The organism is Stenotrophomonas ginsengisoli, assembly GCF_001431485.1.
Lineage (GTDB): Bacteria > Pseudomonadota > Gammaproteobacteria > Xanthomonadales > Xanthomonadaceae > Stenotrophomonas > Stenotrophomonas ginsengisoli.
Genome location: NZ_LDJM01000026.1, coordinates 14,143 through 35,546, shown reverse-complemented (window position 1 = coordinate 35,546; position 21,404 = coordinate 14,143). Strand labels below are relative to the sequence as shown.

The window sequence follows — 21,404 nt, the reverse complement described above, 5'->3', positions numbered from 1 at the left end:
CGGCAAGCTGGCCACATGCCTGATCAACCTGCCTTGCGCCACATCCACGTGGTGGCCGGCGTCATTACCGACAGCCGTGGCCGCTATCTGCTCAACCGCCGTGAAGGCAACCGTGACCTGGTCGGCCTGTGGGAGTTTCCCGGCGGCAAGCGTGAAGCCGGGGAAACCTCCGAGCAGGCGTTGGTGCGCGAACTGCGCGAGGAGCTGGGGGTCCAGGTCAGCGTCGGTGAGTGCATCATCCAGGTGCCGCAGCGTTACCCGGACAAGACCCTGGTGCTGGAAGTGCGCCACATCACCGCGGTGCAGGGCCGCCCGCGTGGCCACGAAGGCCAGGCCATCACCTGGGTGGCTCCGGAAAAGCTGCACCGCTACTCGATGCCACCGGCCGACCTGCCGGTGGTGGCCGCCCTGTCGCAAGCCGATCACTACCTGGTCACCCCGGCGCTGGGCGATGACGTGCCGGCCTGGTTGGCGGCACTGGAGCAGGCCATCGAGGGCGGCGTGCAGCGGGTGCAGCTGCGTCTGCCGGCGGCCGACCCGCGGCGCGAGGATGCCCTGCGCCAGGCCGTCGCCCGTTTCGGCCAGCGCGCCGAACTGCTGATCCATCGTGATCTGGCCCTGGCCAGCGAGCTGGGGGTGGGCCTGCACCTGGGCAGCGGCCAGCTCGCCGAGCTGGGCCAACGCCCGCAACTGGCCGGGCCGTTGGCAGCGTCGTGCTACAGCCTGGAGCAGCTGCAGGCGGCGCAGGCGCTGGGCTGTGATTTTGCCGTGCTCGGGCCGCTACGGCCGACTGCCAGCCGCCCGGGCAGCCCGCTGCTGGGCTGGGATGGCTTTGCCGCGCTGCGGGCGCAGTGCAGCCTGCCCATCTACGCCCGCGGTGGCCTGGGCCGTGCCGACCTGGGCATCGCGCGTGACCACGGCGCCCAGGGCATCGCCGCCATGGCCGGGCTGTGGCCGGGGCGGGTGGTGCACCAGTAAGCCGTTCGCGGCGCGGGGCGTGCTTAGAAGTTGACCCAGAAGCAGCCGTACTGACGGCGCAGCTGCAGCACATTGCTGGCCGGGGTACTGCCATTGCCCAGGGTCTGCACGATGCGCAGCGCATACGGGCGTGGCCGCAGCGTTGGCGGCGGGCTGCTGATCAGTACCGGCTCGGCGGTGGATGGGGCGGAGGTGCCGGCGGGCAGGCTGGTGGGAGCGACGGCGACCTCGGCCGGAGCCACGGTGACCGCCAGCGCACGCGAGGCCGGATACACCGGGGCGATGTCCACCAGTGGCCGCTGCACCATCGCCTCGAGCCGTTCGAGCTGGCGCGAAGCGGCCTGGTTGCCCAGGTTGCCCCACCAGTACACCGCGGCCAGGCGGTTGCTGTCGCCGCTGCTGATGGCCTGCTGGATCTGGTCCACCAGCTGGCTCAAGCGCTGCGGACATTGCCGCTGGGCATCAATGCCGGTGTTGCCGGCGGACTGGACGCTGGCACCGGGCTGGATGCGTGGCCGGGCCTGCAGCAGCTCGCAGGGCTTGTCGGTGAACACGCTCACCCCATCGGCATTGCTGCAGCGCTGGATGCTCTGCGCCCGGGCTTCACCACTGCCGCCGGACAGCAACGGCAGGGTCAGGCAGCACAGCAGGAACGGGCGCATCGACATCGGCCAAGGGTAGCGCCGCTGCCGTGAACGCGACAGTCTCAACCGGCACTTGGATTGATGCGCGACAACACCGCCGAGGTCGGCTTGGCCAGGTTGAGGGTGTAGAAATGCATGCCCGGCACCCCGGCCTCGATCAGGCGCTGGCACAGGGCAGCCACCACATCGGCACCGAAGCTGCGGATCGATTCGGCGTCATCGCCATAGGCGGCCATGCGGCGGGCAATCCAGCGCGGGATCTCGGCCCCGCACTGCTCGGAAAAACGCCGCAGCTGGCTGAAATTGCTGATCGGCATGATCCCGGGAATGATCGGTACTTGCACCCCCAGCGCCCGCACCTGGTCAACAAAGTGGAAGTAGGCGTCGGCGTTGTAGAAGTACTGGGTAATCGCCGCATCGGCACCGGCAGCGACCTTGTCGCGGAAGTGGCGCAGGTCGGCCAGGGCGCAGCTGGCCTGCGGGTGGGTTTCCGGATAGGCGGCCACCTCGATGCGGAAATGGTCGTCGTGCTCGGCGCGGATGAATTCCACCAGCTCGATGGCATGGCGCAGGTCGCCGGCATGGCCCATGCCCGAGGGCAGGTCGCCGCGCAGGGTGACAATGCGGGTGCAGCCCAGGGCGCGGTAGAGCTTGAGCAGCTCGCGGATTTCCTCACGCGTGCCGCCCACGCAGGACAGATGCGGTGCGGCATCCAGGCCATGGTCCTGGCGCAGCCGGCGCACCGTCTCGGAGGTATAGCTCAGCGTCGAGCCACCGGCGCCGAAGGTGCACGAGGCATGGGTCGGCGCAAAGCCCTTGAGCTTGCGCACCGCCCGGTCCAGCTGCGCACGTTGGTCGTCGGTCTTGGGTGGGTAGAACTCAAAGCTCAGGGCGGTCATCGCGGCAGTCAGCACATCGAAAAGATGTGCTGACTATATCGCTTTATCGCGATGGTTGTGTTCTTAATTCAGTGAGTACTCCATCACCTTGCCGTTATTGTCGAAGACGACGGCGAAGTGCTGGTATTTCTTGTCGCTCGAGGTCAGTGTCTCCGCATGGTCAGCGGCGACGGAGCCGGCTAAGCCGGCGTCACCGACACGATCTGCAGCCCCCATGCCGGGGACCATGCCCACCAAGCGCCCAGCACTCCATACGCGGTCAGCCAGCTTGCCGAAGCCACGCTTGCCAGCGTGCTGCATCTGATCCTTGTCATAGTGCCAGCTCTCGTGACCGGAAGAGATGGATGAGCTGGTTGCCTCACCGTACAGGCTGCGCACCTGATCCATTGTCGTTCTGCCTACGACAATATTGCTGCGGACGAATTCGTTGGTGAACTTGCTATCCAGCTCGGCCCTGGCCTGAGCGGCCTGCTCGCGGCGGCTGGGGCCGTCGTCTGCCTGTGCCGGCAGGACGCTGAGGGTGCTGGCAATACCCAGCAGGGGGACGAGGATGAAATGACGCATGTGAGCCTCCGTGATCAATGTGTCCTGCCACCCCGGCAGGGGATTGGCCGACTATAGAAGGGGGTAATGTCTGGCATCAATGAAATGCGCGTTAATGCATTGACAAGTGTGATGGAAGTCCGTATTTCCCTGCAGCGTCGCCGCAAGCCAATGGGCTGTGTAAAGTGGGCCAGATGACGCTTCTGCTTGATGATGTGGGTGTCTGCGCTGCGCTGCAGCCCTGGTCCTGGCAAGCCCCGGAAGGCTTTACCCTGCGTGGTTGGCGCAGCCGGCCCAGCGGCCGGCCGATGCTGCATTTCATCCATGGCACCGGCATGTGCGGCCTGACCTACTGGCCACTGCTGCAACAGCTGCGTGGCCAGGTCGACCTGTTCATCAGTGACCTGCACGGCCATGGCGACAGCGATGGTGTCTGGCCGTTTGTCGGCTGGAACCGCAGTGCCGAGCTGGCCCGGGCCGCCTGGCAGGCCCATGCCGCCGATTACCCCGGGGTACCGGTGATCGCTGGCGGCCACAGCCTGGGTGGGGTGATCAGCGCGATGATGCTGGGAATGCAGGCACAGGCCGATATGCCGGTGTTCCAGCGCGGGCTGTTGCTGGACCCGGTGGTGATGCCGCCCTTGATGCATGCCACCGGCCGCCTGGGCGAAACCCTGGGCCTGTACCAGCGCCACCCGATGGCGCGGCGGGTGGCTGCCCGCCGCCAGTCGTGGCCCAGCGCCGAGGCCGCAGCCGATTACCTGCGCAACCGCGGCATCTTCCAGGGCTGGAGCGAAGCCTCCCTGTGGGCCTATGTGCAGCATGCGCTGGCGCTGCAGGCCGATGGCTCGGTGCAGCTCAAATGCCCACCGGCGATCGAGGGCAACATCTTCGGCAGCCTGCCGCGGCGGCTGTGGCCATTGCTCGAAAGTATTGATGTGCCGGTGGATGTGCTGATGGGGCGGCAGACCTATCCCTTCGCATTGAAGGCCGCCGCACGTTGGCAGCGTCGCAACCGGTGTGTCCGTGTGCACCACATTGCCGGTGACCATTGCTACATGCAGGACGACCCGCAGGGTACGGCGGCGGTGTTGGCGCCCCTGCTTGCCGTTTGAGCCTCAGCGGCGACCGCTGGCCGCCCCGCGCCGCCGTTGCTCATGTTGTTGGCCACGGACACGCGCGTTGCGGCGATGCTGGCTGTTCTCAACAACAGATGGGTGATGGCATGGGAAGGCAATTGGCGGGCCGTTTGATCGGGATGGGAATGCTGCTGGCAGGGCCATTGGCGGTGGCCGATACCTTCCAGGGGCTGCAGGTGGAGGTGATCGGCCAGGGGCGTCAGGTGTTGATGGTGCCCGGCTTGAACAGCGGCATCGAGAGCTGGCGTGACACCTGCCTGGCCCTGCAGGACGTGCCGCTGCAGTGTCATCTGGTGCAGTTGCCGGGCTTTGCCGGGCAGCCGGCGCAGGCGGAGGTACAGGCTGATTTTGTTGCGGCCATCGAGCAGCGGCTGACCGATTACATTGACCAGCGCATGGCCCCGGCGCCGGTGCTGGCCGGGCACAGTCTGGGCGGTTTTTTCGCCTTGAAGCTGGCCGCTGCGCGCCCGGACAAGGTTGCCGCGGTGATCGTGGTCGATTCACTGCCGTTCTTCCCGGCCGCCGCCAATCCTGCCGCGACGGTGGAGTCCAGCCGGCCGATGGCCGATGCCATGCGCCAGCAGATGCTTTCCCTGGACGAGGCCGCCTACCGCCAACAGTCCGTGATGGCACTGAACGGCATGAGCAAGGGGGAAGAGCGAAACGCGCTGCTGCGCCAATGGTCGGCTGACAGTGACCGCCAGACCACGGCAGCGGCCATGCATGCACTGATGACCACCGACCTGCGCCCGCAGCTGGCGCAGGTGACGCCGCCGGTGCTGGTGCTGGGGGCCTGGGAGGCCTATGGGCAATATGGCGCCACCCAGGCCAGCACCGAGGCGATCTTCCAGGCCCAGTATGCCGGCTTGCCCGACAAGCGCATCGCCATGGCCGGGCACGGCTACCATTTCCTGATGTGGGATGCGCAGGCCTGGCTGCAAGGGGAAATCCGCCAGTTCCTGATCGCGCATCCTTGAGACCCTGGCTGCCGGTGCCCGCATGCGCGTTGATCCCCGCTTTGCCCTGTTGAACCTGCTGCCCTGGGGCGTCTACGGGCTGCTCAACCTGCTGCTGGCCAGCCTGGCCTGGCAGTCCAATGCGCTGGCGTTGCTGCTGAGCGTGGGCTTGCCGCTGGTGCTGTATGCCATCAGCAGCGCGATCCGCTGGCGCGCCCGCAGGCATCAATGGCTGTCACTGCCTGCCGGCCGGCTGTTTGCCCGGGTGATGGTGGCCGTGCTCGGCGGTGCCGCGCTGGCGCAGCTGGTGATGCATGGGCTGCTGCGGCTGGCCGCCACATGGCTGGATCTGCCGGCAGGCGGCAGTGCACCGGCCTACCTGCTGGTGTACTGGGCCAATACCGCCATCGTGCTGGGCCTGTGGTGTGCCGGCTGGTTTGGCTGGCAGGCCATCGTCCAGGCCCGGCGCAGCCGCCTGGCGCAGTTGCAGGCCGAGGCGCAGGCGGCCCAGCTGCAGCACGATGCCCTGCGGGCCCGGCTCAATCCGCATTTCCTGTTCAATGCCCTGAACAACCTGCGCGCGCTGATCCTGCTGGACCCGGAGCGTGCCCGCCAGCAGGTCGATGACCTGTCGCTGCTGCTACGCCACGCATTGGATCATGGTGATCGCGGCACGGTACCGCTGCGCGAGGAACTGGCGGTGGTGGATGCGTATCTGGCCATGGAGGGCATCCATCACGAGGCACGCTTGCAGGTCCAGCGGCAGATCGAACCGGACGTGCTGGAGACACCGGTGCCGCCGATGGCGGTGCAGCTGCTGCTGGAAAATGCGATCAAGCACGGTATTGCCGTCACGCCCGGTGGTGGACGGCTCGTGCTGCAGGCCATGCCGCTGGAAACAGGTGGCATGCGGGTTGCAGTGAGCAGCCCGGGGCGTATCGGTCAGGGGTCGTCCGGCTACGGTGTCGGCACCGCCTATCTGGCCCATGCGCTGGCTCCGTTGGGCGGCAGGCACGGCTTGCAGCAGACCGATGATGGTGTACTGGCCTGGCTGGAGTTGCCGGCATGAGTGGTTTGCGGGTGGTGATTGTGGATGACGCCCGCCTGGCCCGGCACGAGCTGCAGCACCTGCTCTCCGCCCATCCCGGTGTGGAATGCGTGGGCCTAGCCGATGACGTGCCGGCCGCGCGCACGCTCATTGCCCAGACCCAGCCGGATCTGGTGCTGCTGGACATCCAGCTGCCCTCGGGCAGTGGGTTTGAGGTCCTCGACGGGCTGGCCCCGGTGCCGGCGGTGGTGTTCACCACGGCCTATGACCAGTACGCGGTGCAGGCCTTTGCCGCCAATGCGCTGGATTACCTGCTCAAGCCGGTGCAGCCACAGCGCCTGGCCCAGGCGCTGGCCAAGGTGGAGCACGCCCGTGCGATGTTGTTGCCAGCGTGCGGCGAAGAGCGCCTGGCACCGGATGCGCGGGTGTTCCTGCGTGAGGGCGAGCGCTGCTGTTTTGTCGAAGTGCGGCGGATCAGCCGGGTGGTGGTGGATGGCAATTACGCCCGGGTCTGGTTCGATGGCCAGAGCCTGCTGCTGGCGCGCAGCCTGAGTGCACTGGAAGCGCGCCTGCCGCAGGCGCTGTTTTTCCGCGTCAACCGCAACACCCTGGTCAACCTGGGCCAGGTGCGCAGCGTCGAGCTGGGCATCGCCGAGGGTTACGCGTTGGGTCTGGCCGATGGCAGTACGGTGGAGGTATCACGCCGGCAGGCTCGCGAGCTGCGCGAGCGGCTCGCGTTGTAACGTCGCGGCCTCAATGGCCCAAGGGGCGTGCCGTGTCCTGCCCGGCCAGTGCATGCATGCGGGCCACGGTTGCGGCCAGTGCTGCGGCCACGGGGCTTTGCCGGGCAGCGAAGACCCCGGCCAGGCTGTGGTAATAGGCCAGCGTGTCGTCGCGGCCGGCGTTGAAGCGGGCGAACACGGCATTGCCCACCGCCGGGTTTTCCTGGTCGCTGACGATGGCGCGGGCGTTGTGCAGCTTGTCGCAGCCGCTGACCAGCAGCACGTCGGCATCGGCATCGCCCAGGTGCTGCAGATAGGCCTGTTTGCGTGCGCGCCAGCTGGCCAGGCGCTGCTCGGCCTGCACCGGGACCGCCGCCTTGCTCTCGGCCGTGCCGTCGGTGCAGCTGGCCACGATGCGCGCCACCCGTGGGCCGAACTGTTCGGCGATCTGTGCCTGATGGTGCTCACCACCGTCTTCCACCGCGTCATGCAACAGGCCGGCGATGGCCTGGTCCTCGTCGCCGCCGTGTTCCAGCACGAGGGCAGCCACGGCCAGCAGGTGGGAAAGATAGGCAATCGTGGTGCCCTTGCGGGTCTGGCCGTCGTGGGCCTGGCGGGCATATTCCACCGCCGCCGGGAAACGTGCGCTTACAGCCCCCATGGCTGTCTCCTTGTCGTTGTGTTGCGCCCATTGTGGGGGATCGGCGTCGCAGGCGATGAGATACGAGTGATGGCTGGCTGCGGCCAATCGGGTAGGCTGGCGGCCCCTGACGTACCCAAGTGCCTGCCATGTCGATTGTGATGACCGAATTCGCCCGCCCACGCCTGTTCCCGCGCACGCCGCGGCCGAACACCATCCAGGACGTGAGCGCGGCGCAGTTCATCGCCCATCTCAATGCCAACGCGCCGTACAAGGTGCTCGATGGCTATGCGCCGTTCTGCAAGCTGCATATCGTTGAAAACTGGACCAGCACCCGCTGCCTGACCGTGCCGATCACCGAGGACAACCGTCACCTGCTGCGCAGTGCTTACGAGGCACGCAACAAGGCCGAGCTGCCGGTGCTGGTGCGCTGGTTTGAAGGGGTGCAGCCGCCGGTGGCCAACTACCTGGTGGTGATCCTGTACAGCGCGCAGCAATTGGCCAAGGAAGGCTCGCCGATTGACGCGGACTGGGGCGTGGTCGGCTGCATCTATACGGCCGAACCCGAGGAAGTGCCGATGGCACCGATCACCATGCTGCGCAATGCGCTGGGGGTGGAAGAGGGGGGCTCGGGCGTGGCCATCGACCGCGATGCCTATGCGCGTGCGGTGGATTTCTGGGAGCACAACGCCAACTGGCGCTGAGGCGCTTCAGGCCGGCTTGCCGATTGCGGCCCAGCTGGCATTTATCAGCCCGGCCAGATCAACGCCGGCCAGCGAGACTTCCAGCCCGCGCCGGCCGGCACTGACATGGATGGCCGGCAAGGCCTGAGCGCTGCTGTCGATGAAGCTGCGCAGGCGCTTTTTCTGCCCCAGCGGGCTGATCCCGCCGACCAGGTAACCGGTGGCGCGCTGGGCGGCATCGATGCCGGCCATCTCGCATTTCTTGCAGCCGGCCGCCGCCGCCAGCGCCTTGAGATCCAGTTGCCCGGCCACCGGCACGATGGCCACCAGCAGTTCGTTCTTCTCGCTGGCCGCGAGCAGGGTCTTGAACACGCTGTGCGCATCCAGGCCGAGCTTGTCCACTGCTTCCAGCCCATAGGAGGCCGCGCCGGGTTCGTGGCTGTAGCTGAGCACCTGGTGGGCGATGCCGGCCTTGCGCAGCAGGTTGATTGCCGGGGTCATGCGGCCTCTCCGCGGGGAGGCTGGAAGCGGCGAAGGCGCAGCGCGTTGGACACCACAAATACCGAGGACAGTGCCATCGCAGCGGCGGCCAGCATCGGTGACAGCGCCGGGCCGCCGAAAGGCACCAGCACGCCGGCGGCCACCGGGATCAAGGCCGCGTTGTAGGCAAAGGCCCAGAACAGGTTCTGGCCGATGTTGCGCAGGGTGGCCCGGCCCAGGGCAATGGCGCTGGCCACGCCCTGCAGGCTGCCGCCGACCAGCACCACGTCGCCGGCCTCGATCGCAATGTCGGTGCCGGTGCCCACGGCAATGCCGACATCGGCCGCGGCCAGGGCCGGGGCATCGTTGATGCCGTCACCGACGAAGGCCACCGCACCGTGGCTGGCCTGCAGGGCCTTGACCACGTCCACCTTCTGCGCCGGCAGTACCTGGGCGTGGACCACGTCGATGCCCAGTTCGGCGGCAATGGCCCTGGCCGTGATGGTGTTGTCGCCGGAGACCATGGCCAGCGGCAGGCCCAGCCGGTGCAATGCGGCCAGCGCGTCCGGGGTGCTGGGCTTGATGCTGTCGGCCACGGCCAGGATGGCGGCCAGCTCGCCGTCGATGGCCGCATACAGGGGGCTGCGGCCCTGCTCGGCCAGGCGCGCGGCCACCGCAGCCAGCGGCTGGGTATCGATGCCGGCCGCAGCCAGATGATCGGCCGAGCCCACAAGTACGCTGCTGTCATCCACCCGCGCGCTGATGCCCAGGCCGGGCGCGGCGCTGAATTGCGTGGCGGCCGGCAGGCGCAGGCCCTGGGCACGCGCGGCAGCCACGATGGCCTGCGCGCTGGGGTGTTCGGAAACACTTTCGGCAGCGGCCACCATCGCGGCCACGTATTCCGGATCAAAACCCGGGCGCGGGTGGAAGTCGGTCAGCACCGGCTCGCCGATGGTCAGGGTGCCGGTCTTGTCCATGGCCACCATGCGGACCTGGGCCAGTTGCTGCAGCGCCTGGCCACGGCGCAGCAGGATGCCCAGTTCGGCGCCGCGGCCGGTGGCCACCAGGATCGAAGTGGGCGTGGCCAGGCCCATGGCGCAGGGGCAGGCAATGATCAGCACCGCAATCGCATTGACCACGGCCAGGTCCAGGCGCCCGGCCAGCAGCCACCAGGCGGCAAAGGCCAGCACGGCCAGCAGCATCACCGCCGGCACGAACCAGCGGGTCACCTGGTCCACCCGCGCCTGGATCGGCAGCTTGCCGCCCTGGGCCTGTTCGACCAGGCGGATGATCCGCGCCAGGCTGGTATCGCCGGCCACTGCCTGCACCTGTACCGCCAGCGCGCCGGTGGTGTTGATGGTGCCGGCGCTGACCGCATCGCCCGGCTGCTTGTCCACCGGCAGCGGCTCGCCACTGAGCATGGATTCATCCACCGCGCTGTGGCCTTCGATCACCGTGCCATCGGCGGCGATGCGCTCTCCCGGGCGCAGCAGCAGGATGTCGCCGGGTTGCAGCTGGGCCACGCTGATGCACTGCTCGCTGCCGTCTGCGCGGCGTACCCGGGCCTGCTCGGGCTGCAGTTTGACCAAGCGGGCGATGGCGGCCGAGGTCTGGCCGCGAGCGCGCGCCTCCAGCCAGCGCCCGGCCAGCACCAGGGCCACGATCACCGCGGCCGATTCGAAATACACATGCACGCTGCCGGCCGGCAGCGCCGCCGGAGCGATCAGGGCGACCAGCGAATAGCCCCAAGCGGCCAGGGTGCCGACGGCGACCAGCGAATTCATGTCAGGACCGCCACGCAGCAGCGCCGGCAGGCCGTGGACGTAGAAACGCCGCCCCGGCCCGGCCAGCACCGCGGTGGTCAGCAGTGCCTGCAGCCACCACAACGGTTGCTGGCCAACTGTCACATGCAGCCAGTGGTGCAGGGGCGGGAACAGGTGTCCGCCCATTTCCAGTACAAACACCGGCACGGCCAGCACTGCGGCGATCAGCACATCGCGGCGCAGATCGTGCAGTTCCTGCTGCTGGCTGGCCTGGCGCTGCTCGCGCTGTTGTTCGGCATCACTCAGGGGCTGGGCGGGGAAACTGGCCCGGCTCAGGGCCTGGGCCAGGGCGCCGGCATCCAGGCCATGGCCGCTGACCGTGGCGCGGCCGGTGGCCAGGTTGACGCTGGCCTTCGCCACCCCCGGCTGCTTGCCCAGCACGCGCTCGACCCGGCCCACGCAGGACGCGCAGGTCATGCCCTCCACCGCCAGTTCGACCTGGCTGTCGGGCACCTGGAAACCGGCCTTTTCCACGGCCTGCACCAGGCTGGCGATGGCGGTGCTGCCATCGGTGTGCAGGCTGGCCTGGCCGGTGGCCAGGTTGACGCTGGCCTGCTGCACCCCGGCGACCTTGCCCAGCACCCGCTCCAGGCGGGCCACGCAGGAAGCACAGGTCATGCCGGCAATGGGCAGGGTGAAACGGGCTTGAGCGGGGGCAGGGGCAACCATGGCAAGGCAGAGACAGGGTGAGACAATGGCCACACCTTACCGCGCCGCTGCCCGCCCGGGGCCGCCGCGGCGCTTGACCATCGCAAAACGGAGTTTTCCATGCACCTGCACATTCCCGACATGCACTGCGGCGGCTGCGTACGCAGCGTCACTGCCGTCATCACCGCGCTGGATGCCACTGCCCAGGTCCAGGCCGAACTGGATGGCCGCACCGCCAGCGTGCAGACCACGGCCAGCGCCGAACAGGTGATCGCCGCCCTGGACGAGGCGGGCTTTCCGGCCACGCTGAAGGGCTGAGCCGGCCTACATGCATCACCCACAAGGCGCCGTGAGGCGCCTTGTTGTTTGGCTGGGCAACGCGAGTAGCGCTGGCTCAACCCAGTGATGGACCTGATGCCGCCTGTGCCTGGACCTGCTGAGTCTGCTGTTCCTGCGCGCTGGCAAGTGCCTGTTCGCGCTGCTGATCGGCACGCTCATACAGGGTGTCGATGTCGGCATGGGCCACCGCAGCGGTGGGCACACTGATGCGGTTGGCATAAGGGTCCGGGGAGGCGTGGCTGCCGCTGCGCTCTAGAAATGCCAGTTCGCCTGCGGCCTGCGTGCTGTTGGCCTGGCTCAGTTGTACTGACAGGGTGTCTTTTTCGGTGAAGCCGGCCTTGCAGGCGGCGACCATCAGCAGGCCGCACAGGGCCTCGCTGTTGCTGTCCCATGGCCGGCCGTGTTCGGCTTCAGTGCGCGCCACCGCCGTGCGGATGTTTTGATCCAGGCCATGATCGCGGTGGTGTGGGTCACGGGCGTCCTGCGGGCGGGTTTGCGCCTCGCTGAGCAGCCACTGTCCCAGGTTGCGCTCGGGTGTCGGATTTCTCTCGGTCTTGTTCAGCGGGCTGTCGGGGAAAGGGGGCGCAATGCTGTCCACCGCATCTCTATTGCGCATCGGGCGGAAGCTCTCTTTGTCATCGACAAACTGGTCGGTGCGCTTGCGTACGTCTGGTGCATGCTGCGCGACGATGCCAGCCAAGGACGGGCCCATGGTATTGGCCAGGTCAATGCTGGCGGTGCGCTGCAGGCCGGCGTGGTTCAATCCCGCCCAAGTGAAATCAACGCAGTTGTTGCGTACGTCCTGGTAATAAAGATCAAACCCGAATGCCGCGGGATTTCTGCCGAATGCGTGCAGTTTTGCGTACTGCTCCGCAGTTATCTCCAGTGTCCGTGTATAGGCGGGATTGAGGTAGGTATAGATGTCTTCAGTTTTTCTTTCGCCTTTTCCCCACAGCTGGCCAGAGGTTTCGGGTGCGAATCCAAAGCTGTCTGGTTCCTCGTCATTTCTCTGCAGGCTGTAGAACATATGCCCGGACAAGGATGTTTGTTGTGTTTTTGTTCCCTCGATTAGAAGGGGTGATCGTCTGTTTTGAATGGCCGGATTCCTGGTGCTGCTATGTGGATCGATAGTGTGTACTTGTCATTTGCCATTTCATCTTCCTTGCTTGTTATTTTCCATTGATGTATTGCTGCCTTATGCTGACTTCGGATTGCATTCCTTCGAAGTCCGGCCGTTCCTGCTTTGTTTTAATGGTGACCCGGTAATGGCCATTGATTCTATATCGGCCGCCTTCAGTCCATTCGTTTTCCGGGAAGTTTCCCAGTATCATGCGGATGTTTTCTGTTCCCCCCGCATTGGGTCGAAGGTAGTTCGAGAAAGCTTCCTGGCTATGCCACGCAGGAAGTTTTTTGTAAAAGGGCTTGTAGGTCTCAGGTAGGCGTGAGAGGACTACATATGTGTCTGGCACATCGATAACCTGCCAATGTCCATCGATTTTTTTTTCCGCCTTGACGTACAAGGCGGGCGGTGGGGTATCGGAGTAGAACGGGAACGGTTTGTTGATCGAGTTGTTGGCCTCAATGGCGATGATGTAGCTCTGGTATGCAATGACATTCTGCGGCGATGCCTCGAACTCAAGCACCACTTCCTGGTCGGGTATATCCAGCCGGATCGGCTTGGACAGCAATACCTCGGGCTTTGCTTGAGGCTTGGGCTGGCAGCCGGCCAGCAAGGGCAGTGCCAATATCAGACCGAAAGCGGTGAGGTGATGTTTGAGGGCATTCATTGCCTGGCTCCTGAAATGATGGCGAGTGCCGAGGCGCTCAATCGGCGCAGTGCTGCGAAGTGATGGTAGGCAGCAGGCTGATGATCGCTGGCCGCAGGATTGGCCACGCCAAGTCGGCTCAGGCTGCGATGGCAGCGGGCCGAGGATGCAGGCAGCGGCGTTTGCGTGGTTGTGTTGCTGCATGTGGATGGCCTTCCTTTGCATTGGCTGCTGCTCCATTGCGTGCCCGGCCATATACGCCGGTATGCACTGGCTGCCGTGTGTGCGACGCCGGCAGCATGGCTGGGACAAGCCACGTCCTGGTGGCGACAAGATCGAGTATAGGCAGGCAGCCAGCGGGTGTTGTGTGACCGCCAGCACGGGACGCGCGCAAAAACAAAGGGCGCCTTGCGGCGTATTTTTGCGCGCCGTAACGCGATGAACGGCTTGATGAAGCTGCCGGTTTTGTATCCGGTTGCGGGTGTGTGACTGGTACGTTGGTCAGATATGCCGCTGCATCGTCGGAGGGCTGCCAAGCTTGAATTTTCCTTTGCGCAGCCCGCATGATCGGTAAACAATCCAGAAGGAGTAGACGATGAACATGCACAAACAGGTAGTGCTGCTGGCTGTCTCCGTACTCTTGGCCTCGGCCAGTGCTTCTGCCAGTTATACGGTTGCTCAGGATCGCGATTCGGGGCGGGTGACGCTGTCCCAAGTGGTGGGCCAGGACGTGCCAGCACCGCGTGTCGGAGACAATGCCAATCGGCTGGCGACGCGGCGCTGTGAGCAGCTCGGTTATGCACTGACTGATGCGTCGGTGCAGGTGTCGCGTCAATGCACCGCTTCTGCTGCCGATGGACAGTGCACGCAGTGGCAACAGGCTCAGACCTATCAGTGCATGGGCGATGCCGTGGCACAGCCGTACCAACCCGTGCAGGCACCGGTGGCGCCCAACGGCTGAGTCCGCGGCGGCGGCCTGCAATCTGGATGGCTCTGTACTGTCTCGATTTGCAAAAACAAAGGGCGCCTTGCGGCGCCCTTTGTGCATCACATCGCGGTGAACGGCGCGGGGCCGATCAGTAGCGGTAGTGGTCCGGCTTGTACGGGCCTTCCACCGGCACGCCGAGGTAGTCGGCCTGCTCGTTGGACAGCTTGGTCAGCACCACGCCGATCTTTTCCAGGTGCAGGCGGGCGACTTCTTCGTCCAGCTGCTTGGGCAGGATGTAGACCTTCGGCTCGTAGGTGTCCTTGTTGGCCCACAGGTCGATCTGCGCCAGGGTCTGGTTGGCAAACGAGTTGGACATCACAAAGCTCGGGTGGCCAGTGGCGCAGCCCAGGTTGACCAGGCGGCCTTCGGCCAGCAGGAAGATGCTGTTGCCGTTGGCGAAGGTGTACTTGTCCACCTGCGGCTTGATGTTGGTGTGCACCAGGCCCGGCAGGGCCTTCATCGCATCGACCTGGATCTCGTTGTCGAAGTGGCCGATGTTGCAGACGATGGCCTGGTCCTTCATCTTGGTCAGGTGCTCGACGCGGATGATGTCGCGGTTGCCGGTGGTGGTGACATAGATGTCGGCGGTGCCCAGGGTCGATTCGACCGTGTTCACTTCATAGCCTTCCATCGCCGCCTGCAGGGCGCAGATCGGGTCGATCTCGGTGACGATGACGCGGGCGCCATAAGCGCGCAGCGAAGCGGCCGAGCCCTTGCCGACGTCGCCGTAACCGCAGACCACGGCCACCTTGCCGGCCAGCATCACGTCCAGCGCGCGCTTCAGGCCATCGGCCAGCGATTCGCGGCAGCCGTACAGGTTGTCGAACTTGCTCTTGGTGACCGAGTCGTTGACGTTGATCGCCGGGACCAGCAGCTTGCCGGCTTCGGCAATCTGGTACAGGCGGTGCACACCGGTGGTGGTTTCTTCGGAAACGCCCTTCCAGTCGGAAACCACGCGGGTCCAGTAACCCGGACGCTCGACGGCAACGCGCTTGAGCAGGTTCTTGATGATCTGCTCTTCGTGCGAACCGGACGCCGAGTTGACCCAGCTCTCATCGCCCTGTTCCAGCTCGTAACCCTTGTGGATCAGCAGGGTGACGTCGCCGCCGTCGTCCACCACCAGCTCCGGGCCGGTCAGGGTGCCGTCGGCCAGGGTGAAGGTCAGCGCGTCCAGGGTGCAGTCCCAGTACTCTTCCAGGGTTTCGCCCTTCCAGGCGAACACCGGGGTGCCGGTGGCGGCAATAGCCGCAGCGGCGTGGTCCTGGGTGGAGAAGATGTTGCACGAGGCCCAGCGCACGTTCGCGCCGATGTCCTTCAGGGTCTCGATCAGCACCGCGGTCTGGATGGTCATGTGCAGCGAGCCGGTCACGCGCACGCCATTGAGCGGCTTGGTGGTGGCGTGCTTGCGGCGGATGGACATCAGGCCCGGCATTTCGTGCTCGGCGATGTCCAGTTCCTTGCGGCCCCAGTCGGCCAGCGAGATGTCGGCGATCTTGTAGTCGCCATCCTGGGAGAAGATGCGGTCAGTCATGGATACAGCTCCGGTGTGTGCGAGGAAACTCGCGTTCGCCGGGCGCCGTTGGAACCGTACAGGCCGCCCGAGCCTGGCCGATGTTGGTTAACCGGTCGCAGCGCCCCTCGGAAGCGGTGGCCAATTATAGCCGTGCCGGGCGGTGCCCAACCAACGGCAGGTGAGCGCTGGCGGCGCGCTTGTTAAGGTCGGCAGGTCATTTCCTTGTGAGCCTTTGCCATGAGCCATCCGCGTCTCCGCCGCCTGCCGGCCCTTGTCCTGCTGGCTTCGGCCCTGCTGCTGTCGGTGCCGCCGCTGGCCCTGGCCCAGGCCCAACCGGCAGCGCAGCAGGCCACGTCCGGCTACCAGCTGCCCAGCGCCGCCCTGCAGGCCATCGTCGACGCCCCGCGCGCGCCCAGCCTGAGCCTGTCGCCCAAGGGCGACCTGGCCGTGCAGATGGGCAGCCCGGCGCTGCCGTCCATTGCCGTGGTGGCCCAGCCGGAACTGAAGCTGGCCGGCCTGCGCATCCATCCGCGCACCTTCTCCGACAGCCGTTTCAGCTTCGGCAACAGCCTGAGCCTGAAGTCCATTGCCGATGGCAGCGAGCGGGCCATCAGCGGCCTGCCGGCCAACCTGGCCGTGGCCTCGCTGGGCTGGTCGCCGGACCAGCGCTACGTGGCCTTCAACCATATCGACAGCCAGGCCGGGGCCAACGAGCTGTGGCTGGTGGATGTGGAGCGGGCCCAGGCCCACCGCCTGCAGTCCGGCCTGAACACCGTGCTCGGCGATGGCTACCAGTGGCTGCCGGACAGCAGCGGCCTGCTGCTGCGCCTGCAGCCGTCCGGGCGGGGGGCGCCGCCGCCGGCTGATGCCACGCCCACCGGCCCGTCCATCCAGAACACCAGCAGCAGCGGCCAGGTGCGGGCGATCCGCACTTACCAGGACCTGCTGTCCAGCCAGGCCGATGCCGAGCAGTTCGACTACTACACCCAGGTGCAGCCGGCCATCATCACCTTGGGCGGCAAGCTGCAGACCATCGGCGCACCCGGTATCTACCTGGGCCTGGGGCTGTCGCCGGATGGCGCCTACCTGCTGACGCAGAAGGTGCAGCGCCCGTATTCCTACGTGGTGCCGGTCAATGCCTTTCCGCGGGTGATCGAGGTGCTCGACCGCCAGGGCAACTTTGTCCACAGGGTGGCCAGCCTGCCGTTGGTGGAGGGCCTGCCCACCGGCAACGACGCGGTGGCCACCGGCCCGCGCATGGTCAGCTGGCGCGCCGATGCCCCGGCCACCCTGGTCTGGGCCGAGGCCCAGGACGGTGGCGACCCCAATGTGGAGGCGTCCGTGCGTGATGCCGTGCTGACCCTGGCCGCACCGTTCGATGCGCAGCCGGCCACCCTGGCCCAGCTGGGCAGCCGCTATGCCGGCATCAGCTGGGGCAATGGCGAGGTGGCCCTGCTCAACGAACGCTGGTTCAAGACCCGCTGGTCCAAGCGCTGGCAGATTGCCCCGGACAACCCGCAAGTCGCGCCCAAGCTGCTCAGTGACCGCTCCTCGCAGGACCGTTACAACGACCCGGGCACGCCGCTGCTCACCAGTGCGGCCAACGGCCAGCGCCTGCTCCAGTTCAGCGCTGACGGCAGCGCCATCTTCCTGGTCGGTGCCGGCGCCTCGGAAGCCGGCGACCGCCCCTTCGTGGACCGCTTCGAGCTGTCCAGCGCCAAGGCCACCCGCCTGTACCAGTCCGGCGAGGGGGAATACGTGATGCCGATGGCGGTGCTCGATGACAACGGCGGGCAGCTGCTGATCAGCCGCGAAACCCCGGACCGGCCGGGCAACATCTTCGTGCGTGACCTGTCCACCGGCAGCGAGCGCCAGCTCACCGACATCGCCCATCCGGTGCCGGCCCTGGCCGGGGTGCGCAAGGAGCAGATCCGTTACGCACGCGCCGATGGCGTGCAGCTGACCGCCGAGCTGCTGCTGCCGCCGGGCTATGACGCCAAGAAGGACGGGCCGCGCCCGGTATTGCTGTGGGCCTATCCGGGCGAGTTCAAATCGGCCGAAGCGGCCAGCCAGGTCACCGGCTCGCCGTACCGCTTCAATGCGCCCAGCTACTGGGGCCCGCAGGCGATGCTGGCCAAGGGCTGGGTGGTGCTCAACAACCCGTCCATGCCGATCATCGGCGAGGGCGATGCCGAGCCCAATGACACCTACATTGCCCAGCTGGTGGCCTCGGCCGAAGCCGCGGTGGCCGAGATCGAGCGCCGGGGCGTGGGGCAGCGCGGCAAGATCGCGGTGGGCGGGCATTCCTACGGCGCCTTCATGACTGCCAACCTGCTGGCCCATACCCGCCTGTTTGCCGCCGGCATCGCCCGCAGCGGGGCCTACAACCGCACCCTGACCCCGTTCGGTTTCCAGGCCGAGGAGCGCAACTACTGGCAGGCCCAGGACACCTACCTGCAGATGTCGCCGTTCAATTACGCGCAGGACATCAAGGACCCGATCCTGTTCATCCACGGCGAGCAGGACAACAACTCCGGCACCTTCCCGATCCAGTCCGAGCGCATGTTTGCCGCGGTCAAGGGCCTGGGCGGCACGTCGCGGCTGGTGATGTTGCCCAACGAGTCGCATGCCTACCGTGCGCGCGAGTCGATCCTGCACATGCTCAGCGAAACCGAAACCTGGCTGGAGCAGCATGTGGGCAAGGTGGAGCAGGGCGGCAAGCGCGGCCGCTGAGCTGCGCCCTGTCCGGTCATCAGGGCGCTGCGCTGAGGCGGCGCCCTGATACTTTTCGTGCTGCGCTGCAAAATCCGGACGCCGGCATGCGCTAGGCTTGGGTCAGGTTCCCTGCGCAGTGTCCGCCATGAACGAGCAACGCAGCCACATCCGTTTTGCCACCGCCGACCTGCCGTTGCGCGATGACGTGCGCCAGCTCGGCAGCCTGGTCGGGCAGATGCTGGCCGAACAGGTCAGCGACAATTTCCTGGCCGAGGTGGAGCAGGTACGCACCCACGCCATCGAGCGCCGCGAAAGCGGCCAGCCGCTGGCCCAGCTGGCCCAGCCACTGGCCGGGCTGGCACCGGAACAGGCCGAGAGCCTGGTGCGCGCGTTTGCCACCTATTTCCAGGTGGTCAACATTGCCGAGCGGGTGCACCGCATCCGCCGCCGGCGTGATTACCAGCGTGCCGGCAGTGCCCGGCCGCAACCCGATGGCCTGCACGATGCCCTGTCCCGGCTCAAGGAACAGGGCGTGGGCCTCGAGGAACTGGCGGCCTGGCTGCCGCGCATCGACATCGAGCCGGTGTTCACCGCCCATCCCACCGAATCGGTGCGGCGGGTGCTGCTGGACAAGGAACAGATCATGGTCGGGGCGCTGGTCAACGGCCTGGATGGCGGGCGTACCCCGGGTGAGCGTGCGGCCGACCATGCGCGCTTGCGCATGGCCCTGACCTCCAGCTGGCAGACCAGTGACAGTGCCCCGGTGCGGCCCACCGTGGAGGGCGAGCGCGAGCACGTGGGCTATTACCTGACCCGGGTGTTGTACCGGGTGGTGCCGGTGTTCTACGAGACCCTGGACCAGGCCATCGTGCAGACCTACGGCGCCAGCCTGGAGCTGCCGGCGCTGTTGCGCTTCGGCACCTGGGTAGGGGGCGACATGGACGGCAACCCGAATGTGGATGCCGGCACCATCGCCGCCACCTTTGCCGCCCAGCGCGATGCGGTGCTGGGCCTGTATGTGGAGGAGATCGAACGCCTGGGCAGTGTGCTGAGCCAGTCCAGCGAGCGGGTCGGCGTTGCCGCCGCGGTGCTGCAGCGTCTGGCCGATTACCGCCAGCGCCTGCCGCAGGTGCAGGCCAGCCCGCGTCATGCCGACATGCCCTACCGCCAGCTGTTGGGCCTGGTGGCGCAGCGCCTGCGCCAGACCGGCAGTGGTGGCGAGGCGGCCTATGCCGGCCCGCAGGCGCTGATCGATGACCTGCAGCTGATGCTGGACAGCCTGCTGGCCAACCGTGGCGAGCAGGCCGGGGCGTTCGCCCTGCGCCGCCTGCTGTGGCGGGTGCGCACCTTCGGCTTCCATCTGGCCCGGCTGGATGTACGCCAGGAATCCCGGGTGCACGATGCCGCCCTGGCCGAGGATCTGCCGGCCCTGGCCGAGGCTGCAGATGCCACCGCGCGCGCTGCACTGCTGGCACCGTTGGCGGCCGGGGAGCAGGTGCTGCCGGCGGCCTGCGGTGGCGAAGGGCAGCGTCTGCAGGCGGTGTTTGCGACCCTGGCCGCGGCCCGCGCCAGCCATGGGGACGGCGCCCTGGGCAACTACATCATCTCCATGGCCCACAGCCGCGCCGATGTGCTGGCGGTGCTGGCCCTGGCCCGTCGCGGCGGCTTGCTGGACGGGCAGGGGCAGGTGGCGCTGGACGTGGTGCCGCTGTTTGAAACCATCGACGACCTGGCCCATGCCACGGCCACCCTGCGTGACCTGTTTGCCTGCCCGGTGTACCGCGCCCACCTGGCCGCCCGCGGCAACCGGCAGACGGTGATGCTGGGCTATTCGGACAGCGGCAAGGACGGCGGCATCGTCGCCTCGCGCTGGGGCCTGCAGCGCGCCCAGGTGGAGATGGTGCAGGCCGCGCACCAGGCCGGCATCGCCCTGGGCTTCTTCCATGGGCGGGGTGGTTCGGTCAGCCGCGGTGGTGGCAAGACCACCCATGCGGTGCAGGCCGCGCCGCGTGGCAGCATCGACGGCCACCTGCGGGTCACCGAGCAGGGCGAGGTGATCCACCGCAAGTACGGTATCCGCGCGCTGGCCCTGCGCTCGCTGGAGCAGACCGCCGGGGCCGTGCTGCGGGCCAGCCTGCGCCCGCGCCCGGCCGACCCGCGCGAGGAGGCGTGGAAGCCGGTGATGGACCTGCTGGCGGCCCACAGCAGCCAGGCCTACCGCGCGCTGGTCGGGCACCGCGAGTTCATGACCTGGTTCCGCCAGGCCACCCCGGTGGACGTGATCGAGCGCATGACCCTGGGCTCGCGCCCGGCACGCCGGCTGGGCAGCGATGCCGGGCTGTCCAACCTGCGCGCCATTCCGTGGGTGTTTGCCTGGAGCCAGGCCAGGGCCGGCATTCCCGGCTGGTACGGGGTGGGCAGTGGCCTGCAGGCGCTGGTCAATGCCGGGCACGAACCGGCGTTGCGCCAGATGGCCCAGCAGTGGCCCTTCTTCAAGGCCTTCCTGGATGACGTGGCGATGGTGATGAGCAAGGGCGACATCACCATCGCCGAGAGCTTCTCGGCCCTGTCCGGGCCGCTGCACGGGGTGTTCTTCCCGCTGCTGCGCGGCGAGCACGCCTTGACCCTGCACTGGCTGGGCCGGCTCACCGGCAACACCAGCCTGCTGGCCCAGGACCCGCGGCTGGAGCTGTCCATCCGCCTGCGCAACCCTTACATCGACCCGATGAGCGTGCTCCAGGTGGACCTGCTGCGGCGCTGGCGCGAAGCCGGCAGCCACGATGATGACCCGCTGTTGCGGGCCTTGAAGGCCTGCGTCAACGGCGTGGCCCAGGGCCTGCAGAACACCGGTTGAGGCGGCGCTGGCCGAGCATGGCCAGC

The 21,404-nt window shown here is 67.1% G+C and carries 19 protein-coding genes and 1 riboswitch; of the genes, 10 read left to right on the top strand and 9 right to left on the bottom strand.

Annotation, left to right across the window (positions count from 1 at the left end):
- The first annotated feature begins 15 nt into the window (after positions 1–15).
- Positions 16–978: a Nudix family hydrolase gene (locus tag ABB30_RS10710; protein ID WP_057638303.1), complete on the top strand. Its 963-nt coding sequence runs from the start codon at positions 16–18 to the stop codon at positions 976–978.
- A gap of 23 nt (positions 979–1,001) precedes the next feature.
- Here the strand turns inward: ABB30_RS10710 and ABB30_RS10705 are convergent, their stop codons facing one another.
- The 3 genes from ABB30_RS10705 to ABB30_RS10695 all read right to left on the bottom strand — a co-directional run bounded on the left by ABB30_RS10705 (position 1,002) and on the right by ABB30_RS10695 (position 3,085).
- Entirely contained in the window at positions 1,002–1,646 is a 645-nt protein-coding gene (locus tag ABB30_RS10705) for a hypothetical protein (protein WP_057638302.1), read from the bottom strand.
- A 38-nt stretch (positions 1,647–1,684) separates the two neighbouring features.
- Positions 1,685–2,521: a methylenetetrahydrofolate reductase [NAD(P)H] gene (gene metF, locus ABB30_RS10700; protein ID WP_057638301.1), complete on the bottom strand. Its 837-nt coding sequence runs from the start codon at positions 2,519–2,521 to the stop codon at positions 1,685–1,687.
- A gap of 63 nt (positions 2,522–2,584) precedes the next feature.
- A complete protein-coding gene (locus ABB30_RS10695) occupies positions 2,585–3,085 on the bottom strand; it encodes a hypothetical protein (RefSeq protein ID WP_152980704.1) in 501 nt (166 codons plus the stop codon).
- Positions 3,086–3,258: 173 nt separating this feature from the next.
- Here ABB30_RS10695 and ABB30_RS10690 point away from each other — a divergent pair, with 173 nt between their 5' ends.
- From ABB30_RS10690 to ABB30_RS10675, 4 genes are all read left to right on the top strand, one after another.
- On the top strand, positions 3,259–4,179 hold the full coding sequence (locus ABB30_RS10690; RefSeq protein WP_083489830.1) for an alpha/beta hydrolase: 921 nt from the start codon (positions 3,259–3,261) through the stop codon (positions 4,177–4,179).
- 143 nt (positions 4,180–4,322) lie between these two features.
- On the top strand, positions 4,323–5,180 hold the full coding sequence (locus tag ABB30_RS10685) for an alpha/beta fold hydrolase (RefSeq protein WP_161808855.1): 858 nt from the start codon (positions 4,323–4,325) through the stop codon (positions 5,178–5,180).
- A 22-nt stretch (positions 5,181–5,202) separates the two neighbouring features.
- Complete coding sequence (locus tag ABB30_RS10680) at positions 5,203–6,228, top strand: sensor histidine kinase (RefSeq protein WP_057638298.1); 1,026 nt, start codon at positions 5,203–5,205, stop codon at positions 6,226–6,228.
- Positions 6,225–6,950 carry a LytR/AlgR family response regulator transcription factor gene (locus ABB30_RS10675; RefSeq protein WP_057638297.1) on the top strand — a complete coding sequence of 242 codons (726 nt, stop codon included), beginning with the start codon at positions 6,225–6,227 and terminating at the stop codon, positions 6,948–6,950. Before ABB30_RS10680 ends, ABB30_RS10675 begins: the two co-directional genes overlap by 4 nt.
- Before the next feature lie 10 nt (positions 6,951–6,960).
- Here the strand turns inward: ABB30_RS10675 and ABB30_RS10670 are convergent, their stop codons facing one another.
- A complete protein-coding gene (locus ABB30_RS10670) occupies positions 6,961–7,590 on the bottom strand; it encodes an HD domain-containing protein (RefSeq protein ID WP_057638296.1) in 630 nt (209 codons plus the stop codon).
- 128 nt (positions 7,591–7,718) lie between these two features.
- Here ABB30_RS10670 and ABB30_RS10665 point away from each other — a divergent pair, with 128 nt between their 5' ends.
- Complete coding sequence (locus ABB30_RS10665) at positions 7,719–8,273, top strand: DUF3228 family protein (protein WP_057638295.1); 555 nt, start codon at positions 7,719–7,721, stop codon at positions 8,271–8,273.
- A 6-nt stretch (positions 8,274–8,279) separates the two neighbouring features.
- On the opposite strand, the gene ybaK is transcribed toward ABB30_RS10665, so the two are convergent.
- Both ybaK and ABB30_RS10655 read right to left on the bottom strand, forming a co-directional pair.
- Complete coding sequence (gene ybaK / locus ABB30_RS10660) at positions 8,280–8,753, bottom strand: Cys-tRNA(Pro) deacylase (protein WP_057638294.1); 474 nt, start codon at positions 8,751–8,753, stop codon at positions 8,280–8,282.
- Positions 8,750–11,224: a heavy metal translocating P-type ATPase gene (locus tag ABB30_RS10655; RefSeq protein WP_057638293.1), complete on the bottom strand. Its 2,475-nt coding sequence runs from the start codon at positions 11,222–11,224 to the stop codon at positions 8,750–8,752. The genes ybaK and ABB30_RS10655 overlap by 4 nt, the downstream gene beginning before the upstream one ends.
- A gap of 99 nt (positions 11,225–11,323) precedes the next feature.
- Between ABB30_RS10655 and ABB30_RS10650 the strand changes: the two genes are divergently transcribed.
- Positions 11,324–11,521: a heavy-metal-associated domain-containing protein gene (locus ABB30_RS10650; RefSeq protein WP_057638292.1), complete on the top strand. Its 198-nt coding sequence runs from the start codon at positions 11,324–11,326 to the stop codon at positions 11,519–11,521.
- A gap of 76 nt (positions 11,522–11,597) precedes the next feature.
- On the opposite strand, the gene ABB30_RS10645 is transcribed toward ABB30_RS10650, so the two are convergent.
- Positions 11,598–12,569 (bottom strand): XVIPCD domain-containing protein, encoded by a 972-nt coding sequence (locus ABB30_RS10645; protein WP_152980703.1) that lies wholly within the window; start codon positions 12,567–12,569, stop codon positions 11,598–11,600.
- Positions 12,570–12,711: 142 nt separating this feature from the next.
- The gene (locus ABB30_RS10640) at positions 12,712–13,329 is read right to left on the bottom strand and encodes a hypothetical protein (protein WP_057638290.1); all 618 of its coding nucleotides are present in this window, start codon (positions 13,327–13,329) and stop codon (positions 12,712–12,714) included.
- A 574-nt stretch (positions 13,330–13,903) separates the two neighbouring features.
- On the opposite strand from ABB30_RS10640, the gene yecR reads away from it, so the two are divergent.
- Positions 13,904–14,269: a YecR family lipoprotein gene (gene yecR, locus ABB30_RS10635; RefSeq protein ID WP_057638289.1), complete on the top strand. Its 366-nt coding sequence runs from the start codon at positions 13,904–13,906 to the stop codon at positions 14,267–14,269.
- Between the two features lie 115 nt (positions 14,270–14,384).
- On the opposite strand, the gene ahcY is transcribed toward yecR, so the two are convergent.
- Positions 14,385–15,827 carry an adenosylhomocysteinase gene (ahcY, locus tag ABB30_RS10630; RefSeq protein WP_057638288.1) on the bottom strand — a complete coding sequence of 481 codons (1,443 nt, stop codon included), beginning with the start codon at positions 15,825–15,827 and terminating at the stop codon, positions 14,385–14,387.
- A 33-nt stretch (positions 15,828–15,860) separates the two neighbouring features.
- A riboswitch (S-adenosyl-L-homocysteine riboswitch) is annotated at positions 15,861–15,942 on the bottom strand.
- 104 nt (positions 15,943–16,046) lie between these two features.
- Here ahcY and ABB30_RS10625 point away from each other — a divergent pair.
- Positions 16,047–18,542: an alpha/beta hydrolase family protein gene (locus ABB30_RS10625; protein WP_057638287.1), complete on the top strand. Its 2,496-nt coding sequence runs from the start codon at positions 16,047–16,049 to the stop codon at positions 18,540–18,542.
- Between the two features lie 127 nt (positions 18,543–18,669).
- Complete coding sequence (gene ppc, locus ABB30_RS10620; protein ID WP_057638286.1) at positions 18,670–21,378, top strand: phosphoenolpyruvate carboxylase; 2,709 nt, start codon at positions 18,670–18,672, stop codon at positions 21,376–21,378.
- Positions 21,379–21,404: the final 26 nt, after the last annotated feature.